This is a genomic window from Rhodococcoides fascians NBRC 12155 = LMG 3623 (assembly GCF_001894785.1).
Classification (GTDB): Bacteria; Actinomycetota; Actinomycetes; order Mycobacteriales; family Mycobacteriaceae; genus Rhodococcoides; species Rhodococcoides fascians.
Genome location: NZ_BCWW01000001.1, coordinates 695,932 through 715,528 on the forward strand (window position 1 = coordinate 695,932; position 19,597 = coordinate 715,528).

At 65.3% G+C, this 19,597-nt stretch carries 19 protein-coding genes; 11 read left to right on the forward strand and 8 right to left on the reverse strand.

Translation table 11 applies throughout. The features are described from left to right. Positions 1–61: 61 nt before the first annotated feature. Entirely contained in the window at positions 62–922 is an 861-nt protein-coding gene (locus RFA01S_RS03505) for a hypothetical protein (protein ID WP_072691987.1), read from the reverse strand. A 106-nt stretch (positions 923–1,028) separates the two neighbouring features. Further along, a complete protein-coding gene (gene gluQRS, locus RFA01S_RS03510; protein ID WP_032408429.1) occupies positions 1,029–1,889 on the reverse strand; it encodes a tRNA glutamyl-Q(34) synthetase GluQRS in 861 nt (286 codons plus the stop codon). A 358-nt stretch (positions 1,890–2,247) separates the two neighbouring features. Between gluQRS and RFA01S_RS03515 the strand changes: the two genes are divergently transcribed. The 5 genes from RFA01S_RS03515 to RFA01S_RS03535 all read left to right on the forward strand — a co-directional run bounded on the left by RFA01S_RS03515 (position 2,248) and on the right by RFA01S_RS03535 (position 7,642). After that, entirely contained in the window at positions 2,248–2,436 is a 189-nt protein-coding gene (locus tag RFA01S_RS03515) for a streptamidine-related RiPP repeat protein (RefSeq protein ID WP_048316866.1), read from the forward strand. A gap of 77 nt (positions 2,437–2,513) precedes the next feature. After that, positions 2,514–3,338, forward strand: coding sequence for a hypothetical protein (locus RFA01S_RS27635; RefSeq protein WP_032364606.1), 825 nt, complete (start codon positions 2,514–2,516; stop codon positions 3,336–3,338). Beyond that, a complete protein-coding gene (locus RFA01S_RS03525) occupies positions 3,335–4,885 on the forward strand; it encodes a CocE/NonD family hydrolase (RefSeq protein ID WP_052060926.1) in 1,551 nt (516 codons plus the stop codon). Before RFA01S_RS27635 ends, RFA01S_RS03525 begins: the two co-directional genes overlap by 4 nt. Further along, complete coding sequence (locus RFA01S_RS03530; protein ID WP_032408430.1) at positions 4,882–6,249, forward strand: YcaO-like family protein; 1,368 nt, start codon at positions 4,882–4,884, stop codon at positions 6,247–6,249. Before RFA01S_RS03525 ends, RFA01S_RS03530 begins: the two co-directional genes overlap by 4 nt. 13 nt (positions 6,250–6,262) lie before the next feature. Next, complete coding sequence (locus RFA01S_RS03535) at positions 6,263–7,642, forward strand: YcaO-like family protein (RefSeq protein ID WP_052060927.1); 1,380 nt, start codon at positions 6,263–6,265, stop codon at positions 7,640–7,642. Between the two features lie 9 nt (positions 7,643–7,651). On the opposite strand, the gene RFA01S_RS03540 is transcribed toward RFA01S_RS03535, so the two are convergent. Next, a complete protein-coding gene (locus RFA01S_RS03540) occupies positions 7,652–8,395 on the reverse strand; it encodes a SagB family peptide dehydrogenase (protein WP_032408535.1) in 744 nt (247 codons plus the stop codon). A 113-nt stretch (positions 8,396–8,508) separates the two neighbouring features. Here RFA01S_RS03540 and RFA01S_RS03545 point away from each other — a divergent pair, with 113 nt between their 5' ends. Genes RFA01S_RS03545 through RFA01S_RS03560 form a run of 4 tightly spaced genes read left to right on the forward strand, consistent with a single transcriptional unit; the run spans position 8,509 to position 12,642 of the window. After that, positions 8,509–9,591 carry a FecCD family ABC transporter permease gene (locus RFA01S_RS03545; protein WP_081371253.1) on the forward strand — a complete coding sequence of 361 codons (1,083 nt, stop codon included), beginning with the start codon at positions 8,509–8,511 and terminating at the stop codon, positions 9,589–9,591. Then, the gene (locus RFA01S_RS03550; protein ID WP_072691988.1) at positions 9,588–10,430 is read left to right on the forward strand and encodes an ABC transporter ATP-binding protein; all 843 of its coding nucleotides are present in this window, start codon (positions 9,588–9,590) and stop codon (positions 10,428–10,430) included. The genes RFA01S_RS03545 and RFA01S_RS03550 overlap by 4 nt, the downstream gene beginning before the upstream one ends. Continuing rightward, positions 10,427–11,410 carry an ABC transporter substrate-binding protein gene (locus RFA01S_RS03555; protein ID WP_032408431.1) on the forward strand — a complete coding sequence of 328 codons (984 nt, stop codon included), beginning with the start codon at positions 10,427–10,429 and terminating at the stop codon, positions 11,408–11,410. Before RFA01S_RS03550 ends, RFA01S_RS03555 begins: the two co-directional genes overlap by 4 nt. Next, complete coding sequence (locus RFA01S_RS03560) at positions 11,407–12,642, forward strand: MFS transporter (RefSeq protein WP_052060929.1); 1,236 nt, start codon at positions 11,407–11,409, stop codon at positions 12,640–12,642. The genes RFA01S_RS03555 and RFA01S_RS03560 overlap by 4 nt, the downstream gene beginning before the upstream one ends. A 226-nt stretch (positions 12,643–12,868) precedes the next feature. Here RFA01S_RS03560 and RFA01S_RS03565 read toward each other — a convergent pair whose 3' ends face one another. The 4 genes from RFA01S_RS03565 to RFA01S_RS03580 are packed head-to-tail and all read right to left on the reverse strand — an operon-like array spanning position 12,869 to position 16,726. After that, a complete protein-coding gene (locus RFA01S_RS03565; RefSeq protein WP_072691989.1) occupies positions 12,869–13,897 on the reverse strand; it encodes an ABC transporter ATP-binding protein in 1,029 nt (342 codons plus the stop codon). Further along, the gene (locus tag RFA01S_RS03570) at positions 13,894–14,682 is read right to left on the reverse strand and encodes an ABC transporter permease (protein WP_052060931.1); all 789 of its coding nucleotides are present in this window, start codon (positions 14,680–14,682) and stop codon (positions 13,894–13,896) included. Before RFA01S_RS03570 ends, RFA01S_RS03565 begins: the two co-directional genes overlap by 4 nt. After that, positions 14,679–15,518 (reverse strand): ABC transporter permease, encoded by an 840-nt coding sequence (locus tag RFA01S_RS03575; RefSeq protein WP_052060933.1) that lies wholly within the window; start codon positions 15,516–15,518, stop codon positions 14,679–14,681. Before RFA01S_RS03575 ends, RFA01S_RS03570 begins: the two co-directional genes overlap by 4 nt. Beyond that, complete coding sequence (locus RFA01S_RS03580) at positions 15,515–16,726, reverse strand: ABC transporter substrate-binding protein (RefSeq protein ID WP_238325192.1); 1,212 nt, start codon at positions 16,724–16,726, stop codon at positions 15,515–15,517. The genes RFA01S_RS03575 and RFA01S_RS03580 overlap by 4 nt, the downstream gene beginning before the upstream one ends. Before the next feature lie 169 nt (positions 16,727–16,895). Between RFA01S_RS03580 and RFA01S_RS03585 the strand changes: the two genes are divergently transcribed. Then, a complete protein-coding gene (locus tag RFA01S_RS03585) occupies positions 16,896–17,564 on the forward strand; it encodes a TVP38/TMEM64 family protein (RefSeq protein ID WP_238325193.1) in 669 nt (222 codons plus the stop codon). Continuing rightward, positions 17,561–18,172 (forward strand): CDP-alcohol phosphatidyltransferase family protein, encoded by a 612-nt coding sequence (locus RFA01S_RS03590; protein ID WP_032408434.1) that lies wholly within the window; start codon positions 17,561–17,563, stop codon positions 18,170–18,172. The genes RFA01S_RS03585 and RFA01S_RS03590 overlap by 4 nt, the downstream gene beginning before the upstream one ends. Here RFA01S_RS03590 and RFA01S_RS03595 read toward each other — a convergent pair. After that, complete coding sequence (locus tag RFA01S_RS03595; protein ID WP_032408435.1) at positions 18,144–19,580, reverse strand: dihydrolipoyl dehydrogenase family protein; 1,437 nt, start codon at positions 19,578–19,580, stop codon at positions 18,144–18,146. The genes RFA01S_RS03590 and RFA01S_RS03595 overlap by 29 nt on opposite strands. Positions 19,581–19,597 lie beyond the last annotated feature (17 nt).

Here is a 19,597-nt window from a genome sequence, read left to right on the forward strand (position 1 = left end):
AGACGACGATGGGCGCGAATCCCAGGGTGGGGGATTCGCGCCCATCGAGGCGGATTACAGGTCAGGCGACGTTGCCACGCACCGTGACGCGGTAGGCGTAGGTACCGGCGATGATCGTGATCGGAATGCTCGCCAGCAGGCCGATGCCGAGGAGGAGACCGCCGACGATGTTGATGCCGACCAGGGCGAGTGCGAGCACGAAAAGGGTCCCACCGTTCGAGGCAATCGCCTGAGCGCTCGCCTTGATAGCGGGAATCGGCTCGTCGCCGCGGTCGATGACGAACTGGAAGGTCCACCACGTGAAGAACGTGATGACGATGCCGGGGATGATCAGCAGGACGAAGCCGATGCTGGTTGCAATGCCGACGAGGATGCCGGCGATGATGACGGCGGCAACATTGCCGAACTGGAAGAAGGACCCGAACGCGGGCTTGACCCCGTCCACCTCATGCAGCGCGCCGCGAACGAGTGCCGCCTGGATGAGGAGTGAGACGACACCGATGATGACGCTGAAGATCAAGCTGAAGACGATGTTGTTGGAGCTCAACACGTAGTTCAGTACGACCTGGATGACCGCGGCGATCAGGACGATGCCGACCCAGACGAGTGCGTTCTGCTTGAACTTCTCGAATCCGTAGCCGATGGCCGTTCCCACGGACAGCTGCGTCGGCATCGGCGAGTTACCGAACGACGGAGGCGGCGGGTAGTTGCCCTGTGGGGGCGGTGGGTAGCCGCCGGGTGGCGGATAGCCGCCTTGCTGGGGATAGTCGCCGGGAGGAGGCGGGTAGTTCCCGGGCGGTGGGTAGTTGCCTTGCGCGGGTGGTGGGTAGTTGCCGGGTGGTGGATAGCCGCCGCCCTGCGGCGGGGGATAACCACCGGGGTTCTGTGGATCCTTGTCGGGGTCGTAGCCGCCTGAGGTCATGGTGTCCTTCTCCCTCGGGATAAGTTTGTCGCGGTCACTGTACGTCCGATTCGTGCGCAGTTGGGTTCTGTGGCGTTGCGACGTGATCTCGATTTTGTCAGGGCGTTCAGAGATTCGAGGGGTCGAACACCCACGGTTCGCGCGGTACCAGCCTCGGCTTCCACCGCTCCAGCAGTTCCTCGGCGTTCTTCACGTCCGGTACACCGAGGGAAGCGGTGATGAGCGCCCACGCATCGGGCCGTTCGCGCAGTGTGACCGCGCCGTCCCGTTTGGCCAGACGCTTGCCCTCGACGTTCAGTGCGAGGGGGACGTGGACGTACGTCGCGGGTGTCAGGCCCAGGAGTTGAGCGAGGTAGCCCTGCCGTGGCGCGGACGTGAGAAGGTCGTCTCCGCGCACGATCTGGTCTACGCCCTGCGCGCCATCGTCGACGACGACGGCGAGGTTGTAGGCGGGCACACCGTCGGATCGACGCAGGACGAAGTCGTCGACCTGGCCTCGAAACAGGCCGTGCAGCTGGTCGACGATGGTGAATTCGGTTGTCTGCGAACGCAATCGGATGGCGGGTGGGCGGTCCTTCGCTGCTCTCTGGTCGGCGGTCAGATTTCGACACGTGCCGGGATATGCGCCGTCGGGAGCATGGGGCGCGGATGCGGCCTGCAGGATTTCCCGACGCGTACAGAAGCATTCGTACGTCAGCCCGGCGGCGGTGAGCGTGCGAATCGTGGCGTCGTAGCTTTCCCGACGCTCGGATTGCCGCATGATGGGCCCGTCCCAGTCGATGCCGATTGCCGCGAGGTCGTCGAGTTGACGTTGCTCCGAGCCGGCTTTCACCCGATCGAGGTCTTCGACGCGCATCACGAAGCGCCGGTCGCTGGAGCGGGCGAAGAGCCAGGCCAGCAGTCCTGTGCGGAGATTGCCGAGATGGAGATCGCCGGAGGGACTGGGAGCGAAGCGTCCGGCGGGCATGGGAACAGCTTAGTTTCAGGGTGTTCATAACTGACCAACCGATTGCGGTATCGGGGTATCGGCCGCGAAGACTTCGGTAGGTGCGGGGCGGCAGTGGCTGACGGGCCCAGGTCGGCTGGGTTGGACCCATGGTCGAGGCTTGCCGGTTCCGCGGTTCTTTCGGCGGCCTTGGTTCGGGTAGGGCGTCGACTTCGGCGTCGACCGATTGTATTGTGCCGGTTGCTTTTTGTCTGCCCCGGATCACGTAGCGGTACACGTATGCAGTGTCGCAACCTTGACAACCCTGACCGAGCGTCGGATGATGCGGGAGTCGATCGACAACGACAATCATGTTCAACAATGGAAGAAGGTATGCGTAATGTCCAACTTCACCGCAACCGATATCGCAGGCGCTCCCACGACGAGCGCACTGCAGGGTGCGACCACGAACTCGATCGTGCACAATCCGTTCGCCTTCGAGGAGATCGAGTCGTCGGCTGCGCAGAGCGCCCCGCAGAGCCCGACCACCAATTCGATCGTGCACAATCCGTTCGCCTTCGAGGACTGACACACGTTCGTGGACAACTGAACTGACACCGAACTACTCACGCCTGTGATCGCGGGCCCACTCTGACGGAGCTTGTCATGCCAAGTATTGCCGCCGGACATCATCTGTATCCGGCTGTCGACGGCACCTGGTTGTGCTCGAGACCGGGAGATCGCTTCGTCCGCCTCAGCGGGCCACCTCATGTGGTGAAACTCCTGCAGGAGTCGGCTCACATGGGGAGGGAAATCGATTTCGACTCGCTCGGCGACGATGCCGACCTGACTCGGCAGCTCATCGCACTACTGGATGAGCGCGGCATTCTTGCGGAGGAGTCGACAGCTTCATCTGTATCGACGGCGTCGTCTGTTCTCGTCGACGGAGACACTCCGATCGCCGAGGCGGTGGCTTCTCTGCTCGAGGACTGCGGCGATGTGACGGTGGGGATTGCAGACGAGGGCTCGGTGTCGACGGCGGACGTCGTGGTCAGCTGCGCTACATGGCTGCCCGACGCCCGCTGGTCGCAATTGCAGAACTGGTGCACTGCCCACCGAACGGCATGGCACCGCTGCCACGCCGAAGGCGAACGCTTCTTCATCGGTCCGCTGTGGTCACCGGCATCGAACAATGCCGACTACCACGACGTCCGGGGTCGCCGTCTCGCCGCGTCCGGTGTCGCCGACCAACTCCTCGATCATTGGCGCTACCTCGACGATCCCCACTCGATCCTGCCTCCCGTTCGGTGGCCCCACCGCAGCGGTATCGCCGTCGTCGCCGGTGTCATCGCCGCCGAGGTGCGCGCATACCTCGCAACGGGCGACACTGCGATCGGCTCGGTGCAACTCGACGTCGACCCGGCATCGGCGCACATCGTTCATCATCCCGTTCTGCCCATCCCGTTTCGGCGCAGCACCGCTACGCTGTGACGAACAGTCCACGATCGCAGCACAACCTGCGCGTGTCGAACGGCGACGGAACGTGTTGCGTCGCAGACATCTACCTTCCCGAGCCAGGATGTTTCCCGGCCACCGCTGTCATCACACGCACGATGTACGGACGATCGCACCACCGCTCCGAAGGCCTCGGCTGGGCGCGCAACGGCTTCGCCTACGTCGTCGCCGACGTACGCGGACGGTACGACTCCGACGGAACCTTCACTCCCTACCACTCGGAACGAGACGACGGCGCAGCACTGGTCGACTTCGTATGCGGTCAACCATGGGCGAACGGCGGCGTCGTCGCATACGGCGGCTCCTACTCCGCCTACACCGCATGGGCGATGGCCGTAGAACGCCCGATCGCGGTCCGGGCGGTGGTGAGCCTGTGTCCCTCGATGGAACTCGCTCGCACCAAATTCGACCCGTCCGGCATTCTGCGCCTGTACGAGCACCTGGGGTGGTGGCTGCAGCACGGCGACGCCCGGGTGAGCCGAACGGACATGCCGGGCAATGCTTTACCCGACCTCGAGTCGTATCTCGCACTTCCGGTCAAGCAGCTACCCGACACCACCGGGGTGCACCTCCCGACGTGGGGCGGGGTACTCGATCGAGGCCCGGACCATCTCGACGACCAACGCATCACCGACAACGAACTGGCTGAATTGACGGTGCCTTCGTTTCACGTCGGAGGGTGGTACGACCTGGTGACCGAGACGTCGATCGCCCATTTCGACCTTGTCGGTTCCAACGTCGAACCCCGCCCGGCCCGGCGGCTGATGATCGGGCCGTGGACCCACGAGCTGTTCGTCGATCCTTCCGGCCGCCACGGCCCGGTCGCGTCGATCGAGTGGGGGAAGATATGCGTGCAGTGGCTGCATTCGGTCCTCGGGCACCGCGCCGCCGAATCCAGATCGGCGTCCGTGTCGATCTTTCACCGGGGGGTCGATACGTGGATCGACAACGAGACACGCGCAGAACCGGAATCGTCGATCCTGCTGTACGCACACGACCGTCGCCGGCTCGAACCCGCGCCCCAGTCCGGCTCAGCCGCACTGTCTTTCGAGTACAACCCCGACGACCCGTACCCCACCATCCCCGCCCACCACGACCGCAGTGCTGTCGTCCGCAGTGACTTCGTCGACTTCACGACCGGCCCGCTGGCAGCCGACCTGCACATCGACGGCATCCCAGAAGCACACCTGACCGCATCGACCACAGCACCGGAAGCCGACTGGGTCGTGCGGCTGCTCCACCGCAGCGCCGGCGGTTCGCTGCACCAAATCGGCTACGCCGTCGCGGTGACCGGTGCCAGCGCCGACGCCGTGCGCGTTCCTCTCTCTCGCACGGCTGTACATCTCGAACGCGGGTCGGAGCTGATCCTGCACATCACCGGCAGCGACTTCCCCGCCCTCACGCGGAACTTGAACAGCGGCAACCGCTACATCGGCACGACAATCGAAAAGGCAACGCAAACAGTGCATGTCGGTGCCACCCGTGCCTTCGTGCGTCTCCCTATCCGACAGGAAAAGCAATGAGCGTTCACGGATCGAGCCTTCATGGATCCCGGCTCGGCGTCCTCACCGGTGTGGGTCCGCTCGAACGAGATGTCGAGCTGCCCAGTGCGTGGGTGGGCTACCGCGCCCATGTCGCATGCATGGATCGGGTCGTCGACTGGGTCGCCGACCCGATCGGCTTCGGTGCCTCGTTCGGAGATCACGGAGCGGCACGTGGTGCCGCGATAGGGGAAGCCGTCGAACGGTACTGCGGCAATGCTGTTCCCCCGCATCTCGACCGTGCGAGCTACCGCGAACTGCGCGCCCGCGGAATCGACGCGCTCGATCCCGGCACCTTCGCGTTGTACTCACCCGAGCAATACGCAAGCCGTGGTTTCCCGTTCGTACCGTTCACGGCCGATACCCCTGTCGAATGGGTCGAAGGCGTTGACATGCACGACGGCCGGGCCGTACGAGCCCCGGCAGGATCGGTCTATCTCAACTACATTCGTGGCTCCCGCACGTTGGAGCCGCCGCTGCACTCGTTGATGTACTCCGGTATCGCCACCGGTACGAGCCGGCAGCGGGCCGAGCAATCCGCCATCGAGGAGCTGCTCGAGCGCGATGCCACAACGATCTGGTGGGCCAGCGGTACCGACGCTCACCGACTCGACGACGGGGGACGGGTCATAGGCCAGATGGGCTGCCCCGCCGAAGGATTCGACCTCGACGTGACTTTGATTCACATCCCGTCGCAATTCGGTGTGCCCGTCGTCGGGGCACTGGTCCGCGACCGTGCCCGCGAACTCGTCGCCTTCGGCAGCGCCTGCCGCGCCACCCCGCATGCCGCTGCGACGAAAGCGCTCGTCGAAGCGCTGGGATCGATGCAACTCTCCCGTCAACTCGCCGACCCGGACAGTGAGACCTGGCAGTCCGTCCGTACCGGCGCGATGCCAGACCACGTCTTCCTTCCGTACCGCGCGGATCGCAACTACCTCGACGCGGCCGGAAAGAACTTCCGCAACCTGGTCGACCTACCCGCCGTCGCACAGCTCTACCAGGACCGGCGCATGCAGGCCGGCACCGCGCTCCTTCGCCTCGAACCTCGCGACCGGGTCGCGATGGACGAGATCCCCGCGGTCACGGGCTCGGTGCGGGAAACCTACCTCGCTGCGCTCGCACGCCACGGCATCGACGCGGTCGTCGTCGATCTCACCACCGACGACATCGCGCAATCCGGTCTGACGGTGGTTCGAGTGCTGACACCCCAACTGGTCGGCAACGGCCCGCCGGCATTCCCGCTCCACGGGTCGCCGCGTCTACTCGAGGTACCCACCGCTCTCGGGTGGAACGTGCACCCGCGCAACAGCTCTGACCTGGTCAGAGTCCCCCTACCGCTTGCCTAGTATTGCTTGCCCTGTGACCGACTGCAACGAGAAGGAAGACATGTACGACGCGTTGGTCGACCCCCGGTTCGGAGTTCTCACCCGACTGGACCCCCGCTGCATTCCCGAGCACTTTCCCTCCTCCTTCGCCCTGACCCACTCCCGTATCAGCGACATCAGCCGATTCAGCGACTGGCCGGCGGACAATTCCGGAGCCGGCTACGGCTTCGGCTCCCCGGACCGCGTGCTGGGCGCAGCAATCGGCGAAGGCGTCGAACGGTACTGCGGCAACCTCGTTCCGGACGGCCTCCGCCGCGGCAGCTACCTCTCTCTGACCGCCGAGGGTGTCGACGCTCTCGACCCCGCCACGGTGTGCCTGTACTCCGCCGAACAGCATGCGGCACCGCGCTTCCCTGCATCCGAGTTCACCGGAAGCCTCGACGTCGAATGGATCGACGGCACCGACCTCTCGACCGGGAGCTCGGTGTGGGTGCCGGCGTCACTGGTGTGGCCCTCGTACTTCGGATCGCGCACACGCCCGGTGGACGAGGACCGCCCGCTGACGAACCCGATCGTCCAGGCAGGTCTCGCCGCGGGCCCCAGCAGTGAATTCGCCTGCTGGGGCGCACTATGCGAAATACTCGAACGTGATGCGATGACACTGTCCTGGTACGGCGGACAAGGCGTTCACGAAGTGTCCGTACCGACGTGGCTACGCCAGTTCGCGAGGGGGCCACAGGGGCGACTCGACACTCGTTTCTATTCGTTCACCACCGAATTCGGCATTCCGGTACTCGGGTCTTTGGTGCATGACCGCTCGACGGAATTTCTGACGCTCGGGATGGGTGTGGGAACAGACGCGGTGCGCGCTGCGGAAAAGGCATACGCCGAAGCCCTGCAACTCCAACTGTTCGTCTCCGAATACGACGACCCGACCTCGGCTTATATGCAGGCAGCGCAGTCACCGACCAGCCCGCTCAAACCCTGGCGCGCTGACCGCGCCTACGGAATGTCCTATCGAAGCGATCGGCGCGATCTGGTCGACTACGTCTGCCACCTCCAGATACACCTCGATCCCGAAGTGCAAGAACAGTTCCGTCGTGAACTTGCCGCCGCCACAATCGGTTCGGTCGACCTGTCGGACCTCGACACGGCCGACGCCGCACCGACAACCGACCGAATCGCGGCATTGGTCAAGGTCTTGAACAGCGCTGGGCACCGTGTCGTCGAAGTCGATGTCACCACCGCGGACGTGAGAGCGGCCGGACTACACGTAGTTCGGGTCGTTGCCACCGGGCTGTATTCGAGCTCGCCGATCGGCCTTCCGTTCCTCGGCGGGAGCCGTATGCCTGCTGCTGTCGCCGCCGCAGCCGCCGCGGGCACCACGCTGCCGACTACGCCCCTCCCACACTGAGACCAACTCCTACACCGACGATTCTTCCAGCCCGGTGATGCGCGGCGGCCCAACAGCCACCAGCATCGTCACTATCGCCGCAGCATCGAGTCCGAGCACCGATTCCGCCGCCGGATCGGAAAAACCCGAGACTGCGCAGCACGCCATGCCCATCGCTGTGGCGGTCAAATACAGATTCTGGACCCCGATGCCGGCATCGACGTGCACCGTGCGGTAGTGGCGCGGTGGGTATTTGGCCAGCGCGACATCCAGCCTTGCAGTCAGAGCGAGGCTCGCCGCCGGCAACGCCGCGAACTCGCTCTGGGCGTACAGCTCGGCCAGTGCAACGGCAGGGTCCACCGCGGACACGAGCTGCAAAGAGTGATCGGCCATGTCGTATCGGTAGATTCCCGGCCGGATGCCGGCGATGCGGGTTGCGAACAGGAACGTGTCGCGGGTGCGGAGGCCGCCTGCGGTCGGTGCCACGCTCAGCGGGTATTCGCGGTCGCCGTAGGCCTCGATCCGGCGTCCGAGTCCGAGCGCAGTACCGAGCAGGGTTCCGACCGAATCCACGCTCAGTTCGCCACTCGGGTCGAAGTCGTACCGCGAACGCCGGGCGTGGACCAGCGCTGTGAACGGCGAGTCGAGTGTGCGTGGCTTCGGGAGGTGAATCCAGGCACCGTTTCGATTCATGGGTCTCTGAGTCGGCGCAGGATCGACTGCGCCGTTGAGCCGATCGTGAATCTCCCTGAGAGAGGCGATCTCCGTGTGCATCAGGGTCGGCTCCTTCACCAGTACGCACAGCCCGAGGTGTCGTCTCCGCACTGTGTTCGCTACAGTATCGACACTGATTGTCATTAACAACTAGCTGTCGGGATGTAGACCTGATGAAACGATCGCCGGCCACTGCGGTGCGCAGCACGGGCGCACCGCCCTTCGCCTCGCCCCAACGCTTTCGCGTGTTGCTGGCGATCTCGGGCTTCGCCATCGTGGTCATCGCGGTGGCGTCGGTCAGCATCGGCGCTGTCACCATCGGACTCGGAGACATCTGGGGTTCGGTCGCCCAACACCTCGGCATGGCGGGCACGCACACCTCGACACCGGTCAACGATCAGATCGTCTGGCAGGTCCGCGTCCCGCGCACAATTCTCGCCATCGTCGTCGGCGCGGGTCTGGCGATAGCGGGCGTGGTCATCCAAGTCGTTGTGCGTAACCCGTTGGGCGACCCCTACCTGATCGGGATCGTGCCGGGCGCGAGCCTGGGCGCAGTTATCGTCATCGTCTTCGGCGCCGGGGTACTCGGCGGCGTATCGCTGTCCGCGGCTGCCTTCATCGGCGGCCTCCTGGCGTTCGCGCTGGTGTTCGTCCTCGCCCGCCGCGGAGGGCAATGGCCACCGACCCGGCTCGTGCTGGCAGGGGTCGCCGTCGGGTACCTCGTCTCCTCGTTCACGTTCTTCTTTCAAACCATCGCCACTCCCAATCAATCTCAGCGCGTGCTGTTCTGGAGTCTCGGTTCGATCGCCGGAGCATCGTGGGCGAGCCTGCTGCTGCCCGCGATCGTCATTGCGGCGGCCACGACGTGGCTGATGTGGAACAGTGCCCGTCTGAACGCCCTGGCTTCCGGCACCGACCTCGGCTACTCCCTCGGCATCGACGTCGCGCGATTCCAAATGACGCTGATGGTGGTGGTGTCGGTCCTGACAGGCGTCATCGTTGCCGAAGTAGGCGGTATCGGGTTCGTCGGCCTGGTCATCCCGCACATAGCGCGACTGCTCGTCGGTGCCGATCACCGCCGCGTCGTCGTCACCGCAACACTGCTCGGCGCATGCTTCCTACCGCTCTCGGACATCGCCGCCCGCGTGCTCCGCGCCCCCGCCGAACTTCCGATCGGGGTGGTCACCTCGGCCATCGGCGCTCCGTTCTTCCTGTACCTGCTGGTCTCCTCCGGGCGGACGGCGAGGGCTCGATGAAACTCGACGCACAGGGCGTCGCCGTCGCCATCGACGGCACCAAGATTCTCACCGACGGCGTAATACACGCCGAATCAGGCTCGATTGTAGGACTTCTCGGACCGAACGGCAGCGGAAAGTCGACGCTGCTACGCACGCTCTACCGGGCCCTCATACCCTCAGGTGGAACGATCGTGCTGGGCGAGGACGACCTTCGCCGCCTCAGCGCTCGTGAATCGGCGACCAGGACTGCGGTTGTCCTGCAGGACGATTCACCGGAATTCGAGTTCACCGCACGGGAGATCATCGAACTCGGACGCATCCCGCACAACACCGGTCTGCGACGCTTCGGCGCGGTCGATGTCGCCGCAGTGGACGCCGCCGTGATGGCCGCCGGGATCGCGCACCTCGTCGACCGTCAGATCTCGACCCTGTCCGGCGGCGAGCGGCAACGCGTCTTCGTAGCTCGGGCCCTCGCGCAACAAGCTCCGATACTGATCCTCGACGAACCCACCAACCACCTCGACATCTCGGCGCAGCTCGACCTCCTCGAACTGCTCACCGCAACCGAAGCCACCGTTGTCGTCGCATTACACGACATCGACCTCGCTGCCGCCTACTGCGACAGCCTGTTCGTCATGAAATCCGGTGCCCTCGTCACCCACGGAACTCCCACCGACGTCTTGACAACGGACATGCTTCGCGAGGTCTACGGCGTCGACTCGGTCATCGCCGTCAACCCGATCACCGGCCGACCCTGCGTCCATTTCGGACCCGCCACCTCGCACCGCCCATCCACCGCGAGCTGCACCGCTACTCAACCCAATTTCGACACCCGCACCGAAAGTAGCCAACCATGAAGATCGCCGTACGAACCGGAACTTGCGTCGCCGCAACCGTTCTCCTACTGTCCGCCTGCTCGAGCGGACAGGCCGAACCCACTGCCGCAGGCACCGAGACCGACAGCGGCACCTCGGCATACCCGGTGACCGTGGCCAGTTGCGGCGTCGACTACACCTACGACGCCCCACCCGAGCGGGTACTCCTCGGAGCTCCGGGAGTCATCGCCACGCTCGATGCACTCGGCGTCGCCGACAGCGCGATCGGATACACCAACGGCAGTTACGCATTCGACGGACTCGACCGATTCTCGGGCCTGACCTCCAACACCGACGACTATGCACCCTCACGCGAATTCCTTATCGGGGCCTCACCGGATCTGTTCCTGTCCAACGACCAAGGGCAACTCGGCGGCCAAGGATCGGCGAGCTCCGATGACCTGACCACTGCAGGCGGCAACCTTTACGTCCTCGGCGAATACTGCCAGAACACGCCCGCGCCCACGACAATCGACGCGGTCTACACCGACGTGGACAACCTCGGCACCATCTACGGCGTCCCGGACAAAGCCGCAGAGGTCGTGACCTCGCTGCGCGATCGCGTCACCGCAGCACGAGCGAAGAACACCGACAGTGCGCCGCTGTCGGCAGCAGTTGTCCAGAGCTTCGACGGTAAGCTCTATGCCTTGAGTGGGTCTTACTACAGCGCAGTGGTCGACGCACTCGGCATGACCAACGAATTCGCCGACATCGACGGCAATTTTGCCGAAATCACTCCCGAAGCAGCCTTGAGCGCTGCACCCGACGTCGTCCTGGTGCAGTACGCCGGATCGGAAGCGGACGCCGCGGCCGCCGTGACAGATATATCGGCTCTGCTCGCGAACTCACCAGCGGTGCGGAACTCCCGGGTGTACCCGCAGAACGAAGCCGACTTCCAGGCTGCCGGAGTCCGCATCGTCGACGCCATCGAGAACACCGCGGACAACGTGTTCGGCAAGTGAGCTCGACGACCGCTCGGACGTCGCTGGGGGCCGCGTTCCGGCTGATGGTGCTCGCGCGCACCGTCGCATGGTTCGGAACTGCCGTCGCGTTGGTCGCCTTCCCGCTCGTCATCTACCGCACCACCGGAAGTGCCGCGGCCACTGCGCTTCTCACCGCTGTCGAATCGGCACCGTACCTGCTGTTCGGGCTGTTCGCCGGTGCCGTTGCCGACCGCTGGCGGCGTCGCCCGACGATGGTCGTCACCGCGCTAGCCGCATGCGCTGCAACGGCATCCATACCGACTGCGTATTGGATGGCGACTCTGTCGACGGCACACGTGTTCGTTGCAGCGTTCGTCAGCGCCGCCGCTATGGTGTTCTTCGACGCCGCCGGCTTCGGTTTGCTGCCCTCACTGGTGCCACGCGCTCGACTGGCCGACGCGGTCGGGCGACAAACTGCGATGGCAACTGTCATCACTATGGCCGGGCCCGCATTGGGTGGTGTGCTTATTGCCGCATCCTCGCCGTTCGCCGCGCTGGCCCTCAACGCGGCCACGTTCGCAGTGACCGCGATCCTGCTTCTGTGGGTACGTGAACCCACATCAGCGCCGCGGACGGAACAACCCCAATTGTGGCGCGATATCGCCAACGGGGTGCGCTTCGTCTACGGTCACCCACTTGTCCGCCTGCTCACCCTGATCGGGACCGGCAACAGTGTGGCCGGCGGCATCATGACCGGCCTGCTCGTCGTCACCGCCGTCGAGCGGTACGGTGTCGACGAGGACGGCGGCGAGTTGGGTCTGTTCTTCGCAGCCCTCGGAGTTGGAACCCTGATCTCGACAGTATTACTACCGCGCCTGTCCCGAAAGTTCACAGCTGGGACGATCGCCATCGCCGGTTTGCTCGTACAAGCAGGCGCGATCAGCGTGTGGATTCTGGCCACCGAACCGGTGCTGGGAGTGTGCGCGTTGGTGATCTTCCAAGCAGCAGCATCGACGGTGATCATCAACGGCATCACCGTCCGCCACCTGGTGACCCCGGACGAACTTCAGGGCCGCGTCAACACCACGGCCCGAATGCTGGCGTGGGGCGGACAACCCATCGGTGCCGGCCTCGCCGGAGCCCTCGTGGGTCCGATCGGCCTGCCCGCAACGCTGTCGCTGGCAGTCGGCGTCATTGCGGCCAACGCCCTGTTCGCGTACCTGTCCTCGCTACGAGCCGTCAGCACACAACTCCACTCGAACAGCCGTTGAGGACCGGACAGGCAGAAAGACGGCTGTGAGAACGGTCAGACCTCGATCGCGAGCCCTGACGACCGGGTTCGAAGACCCGGCCTGCGACACGTCGGATCGAACACCACAAGGGGTAGCTATTTCACCTTACGGCGACCGGTGCGCCCGATCTGCCGACCATCTCAGCGGTATGGGGACTTCGGCCGGCCCCGGACTGCGAGAACTGCGAACAGCCACATCTTCGACCTCAACCCGTGACAAACCTCGCCCCACCCGGAATCTGCAATCCCACGGCGTCCCCGACCCGCACAGCAGATCCCGCCGCCAGCTCCACCTTCAGCACTGTCGATCCCACCGTCACATCGGCGATGCTGCGAAATCCGGTAGGCCTCGAGGCAGAAACAACCCCACGAATCCCGTTGTCATTCAATGTGATCAACTCATGTCGAAGCAGTAGCACGGCACGCCCAGCCGGCAAAGAAACTCCTTCGACCTCCAGCTCCCCGAGCTCGGAGCGATGCACCCCAACCCCGTCCCACTGCCCCTCGATTTCGTTCATCCCACCCATCAGTCGCGACACTGCGAGCGTGCTCGGACGCGTGTAGGCCGTCGCGATATCGGAGTGATGTTCCAGTCGGCCGTCGATGAGTACTGCGACCGAATCGGCCAGCACCGCCGCTTCCTGCTGATCATGGGTGACGAGCAGCAGAGTCTGATCCAACGTCGAACGCAATTCGCGCACCAGGTCGTGCATTTCGGTGCGCAACACCGGGTCGAGCGCACTGAAGGGCTCGTCCAGCAACAACACTCGCGGTGAACCGGCGAGCGAACGCGCCAACGCCACCCGCTGGGCCTGCCCACCCGATACCTCGGACACCGCACGATCTCCAATGTCGCCCAGATGCACCAGGTCGAGGTACTCCCGGGCCCGCTCGCGCGACCGCTTGCGACTCTCCCCGGCAGCGCGGTAGGCGAAGCCGATGTTGTCGAGAACAGACATGTGCGGGAACAACATCGGACGTTGAAACACCATCCCGACGCCGCGGTTCTCGGCCGCAACGCCGTTCACCTCGCGGCCGTCGATGCGCACCGTGCCGGCAGTGGGTGAATCCAGTCCCGCGATGATCCGCAGTGCCGTGCTCTTGCCCGAACCCGACGGCCCCAGAATCGCCGTGCAGGATCCTGGCGGCACGGTGAGATCCAACGAATCCAGAGCCGCAACCGATTGACCGGCATGCACTTTCGTGAGTTCGTGAACGGACAGTTCGACGCTCATCGTGCACTCCTACGACGCAACCGGGCCAGCATGAGCACCAGCAACAGCGGCGGCACCACGGCGGCGACCGACAATGCAGCCACCACCGAATCGTTACCGGTGCCGGCAGCGAAGGAGGCGACGAGAATGGGCACAGTGACCAGTCTGCCGCCACCGATCAACAACGTGATCACGTAGTCGCTCCACGCGACGAGGAACGCGAGCAACGCCGCACCCGCCAACGCCGGAGCCAACAGCGGAATGCGAATACGCCGCAGCACCATGGCATTCGACGCACCGAGAGTGCGTGCCTCCTCCTCGTAGCCGATGTCGTACGCGCCGAACGCCACTCGCATCAGATACGTCGTGTACGGAATGGCCGCGACGGTCAGCAACGCGATCACTGCCACCGTGCTCGGAATGCGCGAGCGCAGCACCAGAACATCGAGCCCCAATGCCACGGCGAACGGGGGCAGGGCCAGCGGTGCGAAGAGAATGCCGGCCACCACAGCGGGGAAGCGCACAGTCCCGTTCACCAGGGCACGAGCGGCCAACGCGCCCAATGGTGTTGCAATGGCGGCGACGGCGAGAGCGAGCAGGGTCGACCGCACGAAAGCATCGACGCCCCCGGCACCGAGGGCGCTGCGGACGCCGTCGAATCCCCATTCCTGCGGAACCGAACCGGGAAACGACCAGCGGTTGCTGACGGCCCACAAGACAATCGGAATCAGCGGCAGCAGGAACCACAGGACCAGGACGGACCTGCCGACAGCGGGAAGAACCCTGTTCACTTCCACCTTGTTCATTTCCACGCTGCCGATCTGCGCAGATAGTGCAGTGCCACCGCGGCCACGACCACCGTGAGAGCGGTGGCGATCGTCGCGGCAGCAGCTGCCTGCGGACGCGTCTGAAGATCGATCGACGTGAACAGGCGAATCGCCATCACCGACAACGGTTCCGGATACGGGCGACCCAGTATGCGGGCCACCTCGTACGAGCCAACCGTGTAGGCGAACGCGATGGCCGCCGACGCGATCAGTGCGGGCCGAGCCAACGGCAGCGTGACCAAACGGAGCCGAGCCCACCGGCCGGCGCCCAAGGTCGCGGCCGTCTCGTCGAATGCCGCTACACGGGTGGCGAGAGTCCCGGCCACGACAACGGCCACGAAAGCCGATTCTTTCCAGGCATATTCGGCGACGACGGCGATCCACCACTTCCCACCGACCAACTCCGGCCAGCCGCCGTCGGTCATGCCGAGAATGCGGGGCAGCATGCCCGAATCCGCCAACAGCAATGCCATCGCGGCGGCACCGATCAGGTGCGGCACCGTGATCGTCAACCCGGCAGCGACCAACGCGGCGCGTCCACCCGACAAGGCCGTCAGTGCCGCGGCAAGCCCGATCACCGTGGCCAATGCCGTCGAGACGATGGCAATCGACAGCGTCAGCACCACCGAGCGCCATAGGTCACCGCCCAGAGCGGAGTACGCGTCGACCGATAGTTCGGGGGTTCCGACCAAAGGCATCAGACCCAGGCTCTGCAGCACCACCGTTCCGAGACCGCCGCCGACGACGACAACGACCAAGACGACGGCGGGGAGGACCGCCGCTGTGCCGCGAAAGCTCCTCGTGGACGCGCTCACTGACCGGCGAGCACGCTTCGACGCCAACCCTCGTCGACCGGCGAGACCCAGTCGGCTGACAGTTCTGGATGCGCGTTGGCCGACAGCTCTTCGTAGGACGGCAGAACCGTCGAACTCGGCAACGCCTCGAACCTGGCGCGGGCGTCATCGGGCAATCGGTCGATATCGAGCACGGTGAACTGGCCCCACACTTCCGGCGTCGCCTTTGCGAGTTGTTGCTCGGGCGACAACGCGAGATTGGCAACCACCTGCGCCGCGGCCGACTTCCCCGACGTCGACGGAATGGCAAGGAAACTCGCATTCCCGACGGTTCCCTCGTCGAGAGTCAGGACGCGGGTCTCCGGCGGGAAGGTGCCGTCGGCGACGAGTTTCGGGAGGGTCGCGGGGCCGTACGTCATAGTCATGTCGACCTGACCTCCGGCGTAGAGGGCGTCGAGCTCGGACGAGGACTGCGGATACGTCGTTCCTTCGCGCCACAATGACGGGGCGAGCTCGTTCAACTGATCGAACAAAGCCGGGGCCAGGCGATCGTAGGAGTCCTGATCGAACTGAGCGGGAACCTCGTCGACGCCGCCGGATTCGTTGACCAGTGCCTCGCGCACAAACACCGAGCCGGTGAAGTCCGGGGGAGCGGGATAGGTGAAGCGGCCCGGGTTCGCGCGCGCCCAGTCGAGGACGCCGTCGAATGTCGTTGGCGGATCGGGGATGGCTGCCGCGTTGTAGACCAGGGTGAATTGCGCTTTGTGCCAGGGTGATTCGCAGTTCTCGACCGGGGTGCCGAAGTCGTCGAGCAACAGCGGATCCTCGGGATCGGTCAGTTCCATGTTCGGCAGATTCTGCGTCCAGCCGCACAGCCATGCCCCGGCCTGCTTGCCGGTGCCGAAGTTCGCGCCGTTGACCCACACCAGGTCCACCTCGCCGTCGGTGACCCCGGCCTGCCGCTCGGACAGGATGCGATTGACGGCATCGGTCGTCGATTCCACCGGCACGCGACGCAATGTGACGCCCTCCGCGGCGGCCGCGGGGGTGAGCACGTCGTCGACGTAGGCATTGCCCTGCTCGTCGCCGCCGTACATCCACAGCGAGACGGTCTGTCCTTGCGCCTGCTGTTCGATCTCGCTCCACGACTGCGCCTCGGCAATCGGTGCTTCCGAATCCGGCGCAGCACAGGAGGTAAGCAGCAGCCCTGCGCTCGCCGCAATCGCCACTGCGCACCGTACTGAACGAATCACCCGGGGGCCTCCAGATCAACCGAAGCAGCCGTCGTCGACGCTGCCCTCACCACCGTAATCGGTCGAATGCGACAACCGCTGAACACGCGGGCACACCGGCCGTGTGCACAATGGATCGTGAACCGTCGGACGAGAGGCACACACCGTGACGCAGGACCGCCCGACGCGTAGTCGCCGCGGCACGACCCTGAAATTGCTCGCGGCTGCCGTGATCGTCATCGCTGTGGTGATCGTGCTGAGCACCGTCGATCTTCCCGATCCGTCGTTCATCCGCGATCGCGTGGCGTCGGCCGGGCCCTGGGGCATCGCGTTGTTCGTCGTGCTCTATGCCGTCCTGTCGGCTACCCCGTTCCCCGCCAGCACGTTGACCATCGCGTCGGGACTGCTGTTCGGGTTGGCGGTGGGCGCGACCGTCGTGGTGTTCGCTGCCACCGCGGGGGCATATCTCGGGTACTGGGGAGCGCGGGCGCTCGGCCGTGGACAGGTGGCCTGCACCGAATGGGACAGGCTTCGCCGGCTCGACGCCATGCTCGGGCGACGGGGACTGCTGTCAGTACTGCTCGTGCGACTGGTGCCGCTGCCGTTCTCCCTGGTCAACTACGCGGCCGGAGTCAGTGCCGTGGGGCAACGTGACTACGTGGTGGGCACCATGATCGGCATCGTGCCCGCGACCGTCGCCTACACCGCGCTCGGTGCCTACGGAACCTCACCGCTGTCGTGGCCGTTCGCCATCGCACTGCTCGCGGTGCTGGCGATCGCGGCCGGCTCGGCCCTGTTGGCACGCCGTCTGGGACTCACCGGTGCAGCCGAATGATCGACAGCTTTCTGCGCCGACACCTCGAAGGCCCACTCGATCGCTGTGCCCGCGCACTCGACCGCCCCGCGATCACACCCGACCGCATCACCGCCGCAGGACTCGTATTGGGCCTGGGTAGCGCACTCGCCGCGGGCCTGCAATTCTGGTTGCTCGCGTTGGTGTTGTGGATCGTCTCCCGAATCGCCGACGGGCTGGACGGGCCTCTCGCGCGTAGGCGTTCCACTACGGGCGGTGCCGGCGGATTCTTCGACATCACCGCCGATTTCGTGGTCTACGGAACGACCGTGGTGGGCGTTGCGGTCGGTGCCTCGGCCGCGTACGACGCCCCCTGGTGGCCGTTCCTGCTGGTGCTGTTGGCGTACTACATCAACGGCACCGCATTTCTTGCGTTCTCCTCGATCGCCGAACGCACCGGTCGCACCATCGACGACGGCCGTTCGCTGTCGTTCCTCGGAGGGTTGGCCGAGGGAGCCGAAACCATTGCAGTACATAGTCTGTGGCTGCTGTTGCCCGGCATCTCGTGGCAGATTGCGGTGGTCTGGGCGGCGGTGGTCGCGGTGAGCTCCACCCAACGGATCATCGCCGGGTATCGCGCCCTCTCCTGATCCACCTGCCCCGGACCTTCGCCAGTGCGGCCGTTGCTCGGGAAATCACCGGAGAACCCAACTGCGCCTTCACGTCCGCGATCGCTGCGTTCCACGGCCCGTCGTTGTACGTCGGATACGGATGGGTGGCCCCGGCGATATCGCGGGTACGCAGGCCCTGCTCGATGGCGATGATCAGCTCCCCGATCGTCTCGCCCGCTCGCGGTCCCACCACGCAGGCCCCGACGATGCGACGCTTGGCGTCGAGCACCAGCGTCGTCGATCCGTTCGTTGCACTCTCGGTGACGGCGCGATCGACGTGGTGGTGGTCGAGTGTCTGCAGCCGCAACCCCCGCTGACGCGCAGTCCGCACATCGATTCCGGCCGAGGCGATCTCGGGATCGGTGAACGTCACCCGCGGAGTCCCCGTCGTACTCACTTTTCGGTTCAGGCCGAGCGCCGCGTTGCTCGCGGCCAGGCTGCCGTGCACACCGGCAGTGTGGGTGAACTGCGGATGGCCGGTGAGATCTCCGGCTGCCCAGATGCGTGGGTTGGTGGTCCGCAGATGCTCGTCGACCCGCACGAATCCGTCGTCGTCCACTTCCACACCGGCCCTGTCCAGCCCGAGCGAAGCGGTTTGTGGGGTCCGTCCGGTGGCGACAAGCACTCGGTCGAAGTCGAGCTCGACACCCGAGTCGGTAGTAGCCGAACCGTCGTCGATGCGCACGACGGCGGTGGAGGTCAGGACGCGCACGCCCTCGTCGGTCAGGGCCTGCGTCAGTATCGACGAGGCCTCAGGGTGCTCGCGGGGAAGGATCGTCGCTGACCGTCCTACAAGGGTGACGTCGGATCCGAGACGCGAGAATGCTTGCGCCATCTCGCAACCCACCGACCCGGCACCGACGATCAGCAGTCGCTGCGGTAAGTCCGTCAGTTCCCACAGGGTGTCGCTGGTCAGGTAGTCCAAGTGCTCGATGCCGTCGATCGCCGGTACTGTGGGATGCGCGCCGGTGGTCACGATCGCCTGGCCGAAATGCAGTAACCGCGCACCGACGCTCACCGTGTTCGGCCCGGTGAAGATCGCGTCGCCGTGGATCACATGTACTCCGGCCTCGGTGAGTGCCTCCGGTGAATCGATCGGCGCGATCTCGGCGATCGACCCGTGCACGTGCTGCATCACGCGTGCAAAATCCACGCGCGGTGGCTCGGTGACGATGCCGAACCGGGACGCGGATCGAACCGTCTGTGCCACCGAGGCCGCCGCGAGCAGGGCCTTCGACGGCACGCATCCGGTCCAGAGGCAGTCGCCGCCGGTGCGGTCCCGCTCGATCAATACGACGCGAACGCCGAAGCCGGCCGCGGTCTTCGCTGCCACGATGCCGGCGGTGCCGCCACCCACCACGACCACATCGGCGCGGCTCTCGGGCACACTCGAAGACGAACGAC

Coding starts and splice junctions, on each gene's coding strand:
- RFA01S_RS03570 (WP_052060931.1), bottom strand. CDS start 14,682: ATGAACAAGGTGGAAGTGAACAGGGTTCTTCCCGCTGTCGGCAGGTCC.
- RFA01S_RS03540 (WP_032408535.1), bottom strand. CDS start 8,395: ATGCACACGGAGATCGCCTCTCTCAGGGAGATTCACGATCGGCTCAAC.
- RFA01S_RS27635 (WP_032364606.1), top strand. CDS start 2,514: ATGCCAAGTATTGCCGCCGGACATCATCTGTATCCGGCTGTCGACGGC.
- RFA01S_RS03515 (WP_048316866.1), top strand. CDS start 2,248: ATGTCCAACTTCACCGCAACCGATATCGCAGGCGCTCCCACGACGAGC.
- RFA01S_RS03505 (WP_072691987.1), bottom strand. CDS start 922: ATGACCTCAGGCGGCTACGACCCCGACAAGGATCCACAGAACCCCGGT.
- gluQRS (WP_032408429.1), bottom strand. CDS start 1,889: ATGCCCGCCGGACGCTTCGCTCCCAGTCCCTCCGGCGATCTCCATCTC.
- RFA01S_RS03545 (WP_081371253.1), top strand. CDS start 8,509: ATGAAACGATCGCCGGCCACTGCGGTGCGCAGCACGGGCGCACCGCCC.
- RFA01S_RS03550 (WP_072691988.1), top strand. CDS start 9,588: ATGAAACTCGACGCACAGGGCGTCGCCGTCGCCATCGACGGCACCAAG.
- RFA01S_RS03530 (WP_032408430.1), top strand. CDS start 4,882: ATGAGCGTTCACGGATCGAGCCTTCATGGATCCCGGCTCGGCGTCCTC.
- RFA01S_RS03590 (WP_032408434.1), top strand. CDS start 17,561: ATGATCGACAGCTTTCTGCGCCGACACCTCGAAGGCCCACTCGATCGC.
- RFA01S_RS03565 (WP_072691989.1), bottom strand. CDS start 13,897: ATGAGCGTCGAACTGTCCGTTCACGAACTCACGAAAGTGCATGCCGGT.
- RFA01S_RS03555 (WP_032408431.1), top strand. CDS start 10,427: ATGAAGATCGCCGTACGAACCGGAACTTGCGTCGCCGCAACCGTTCTC.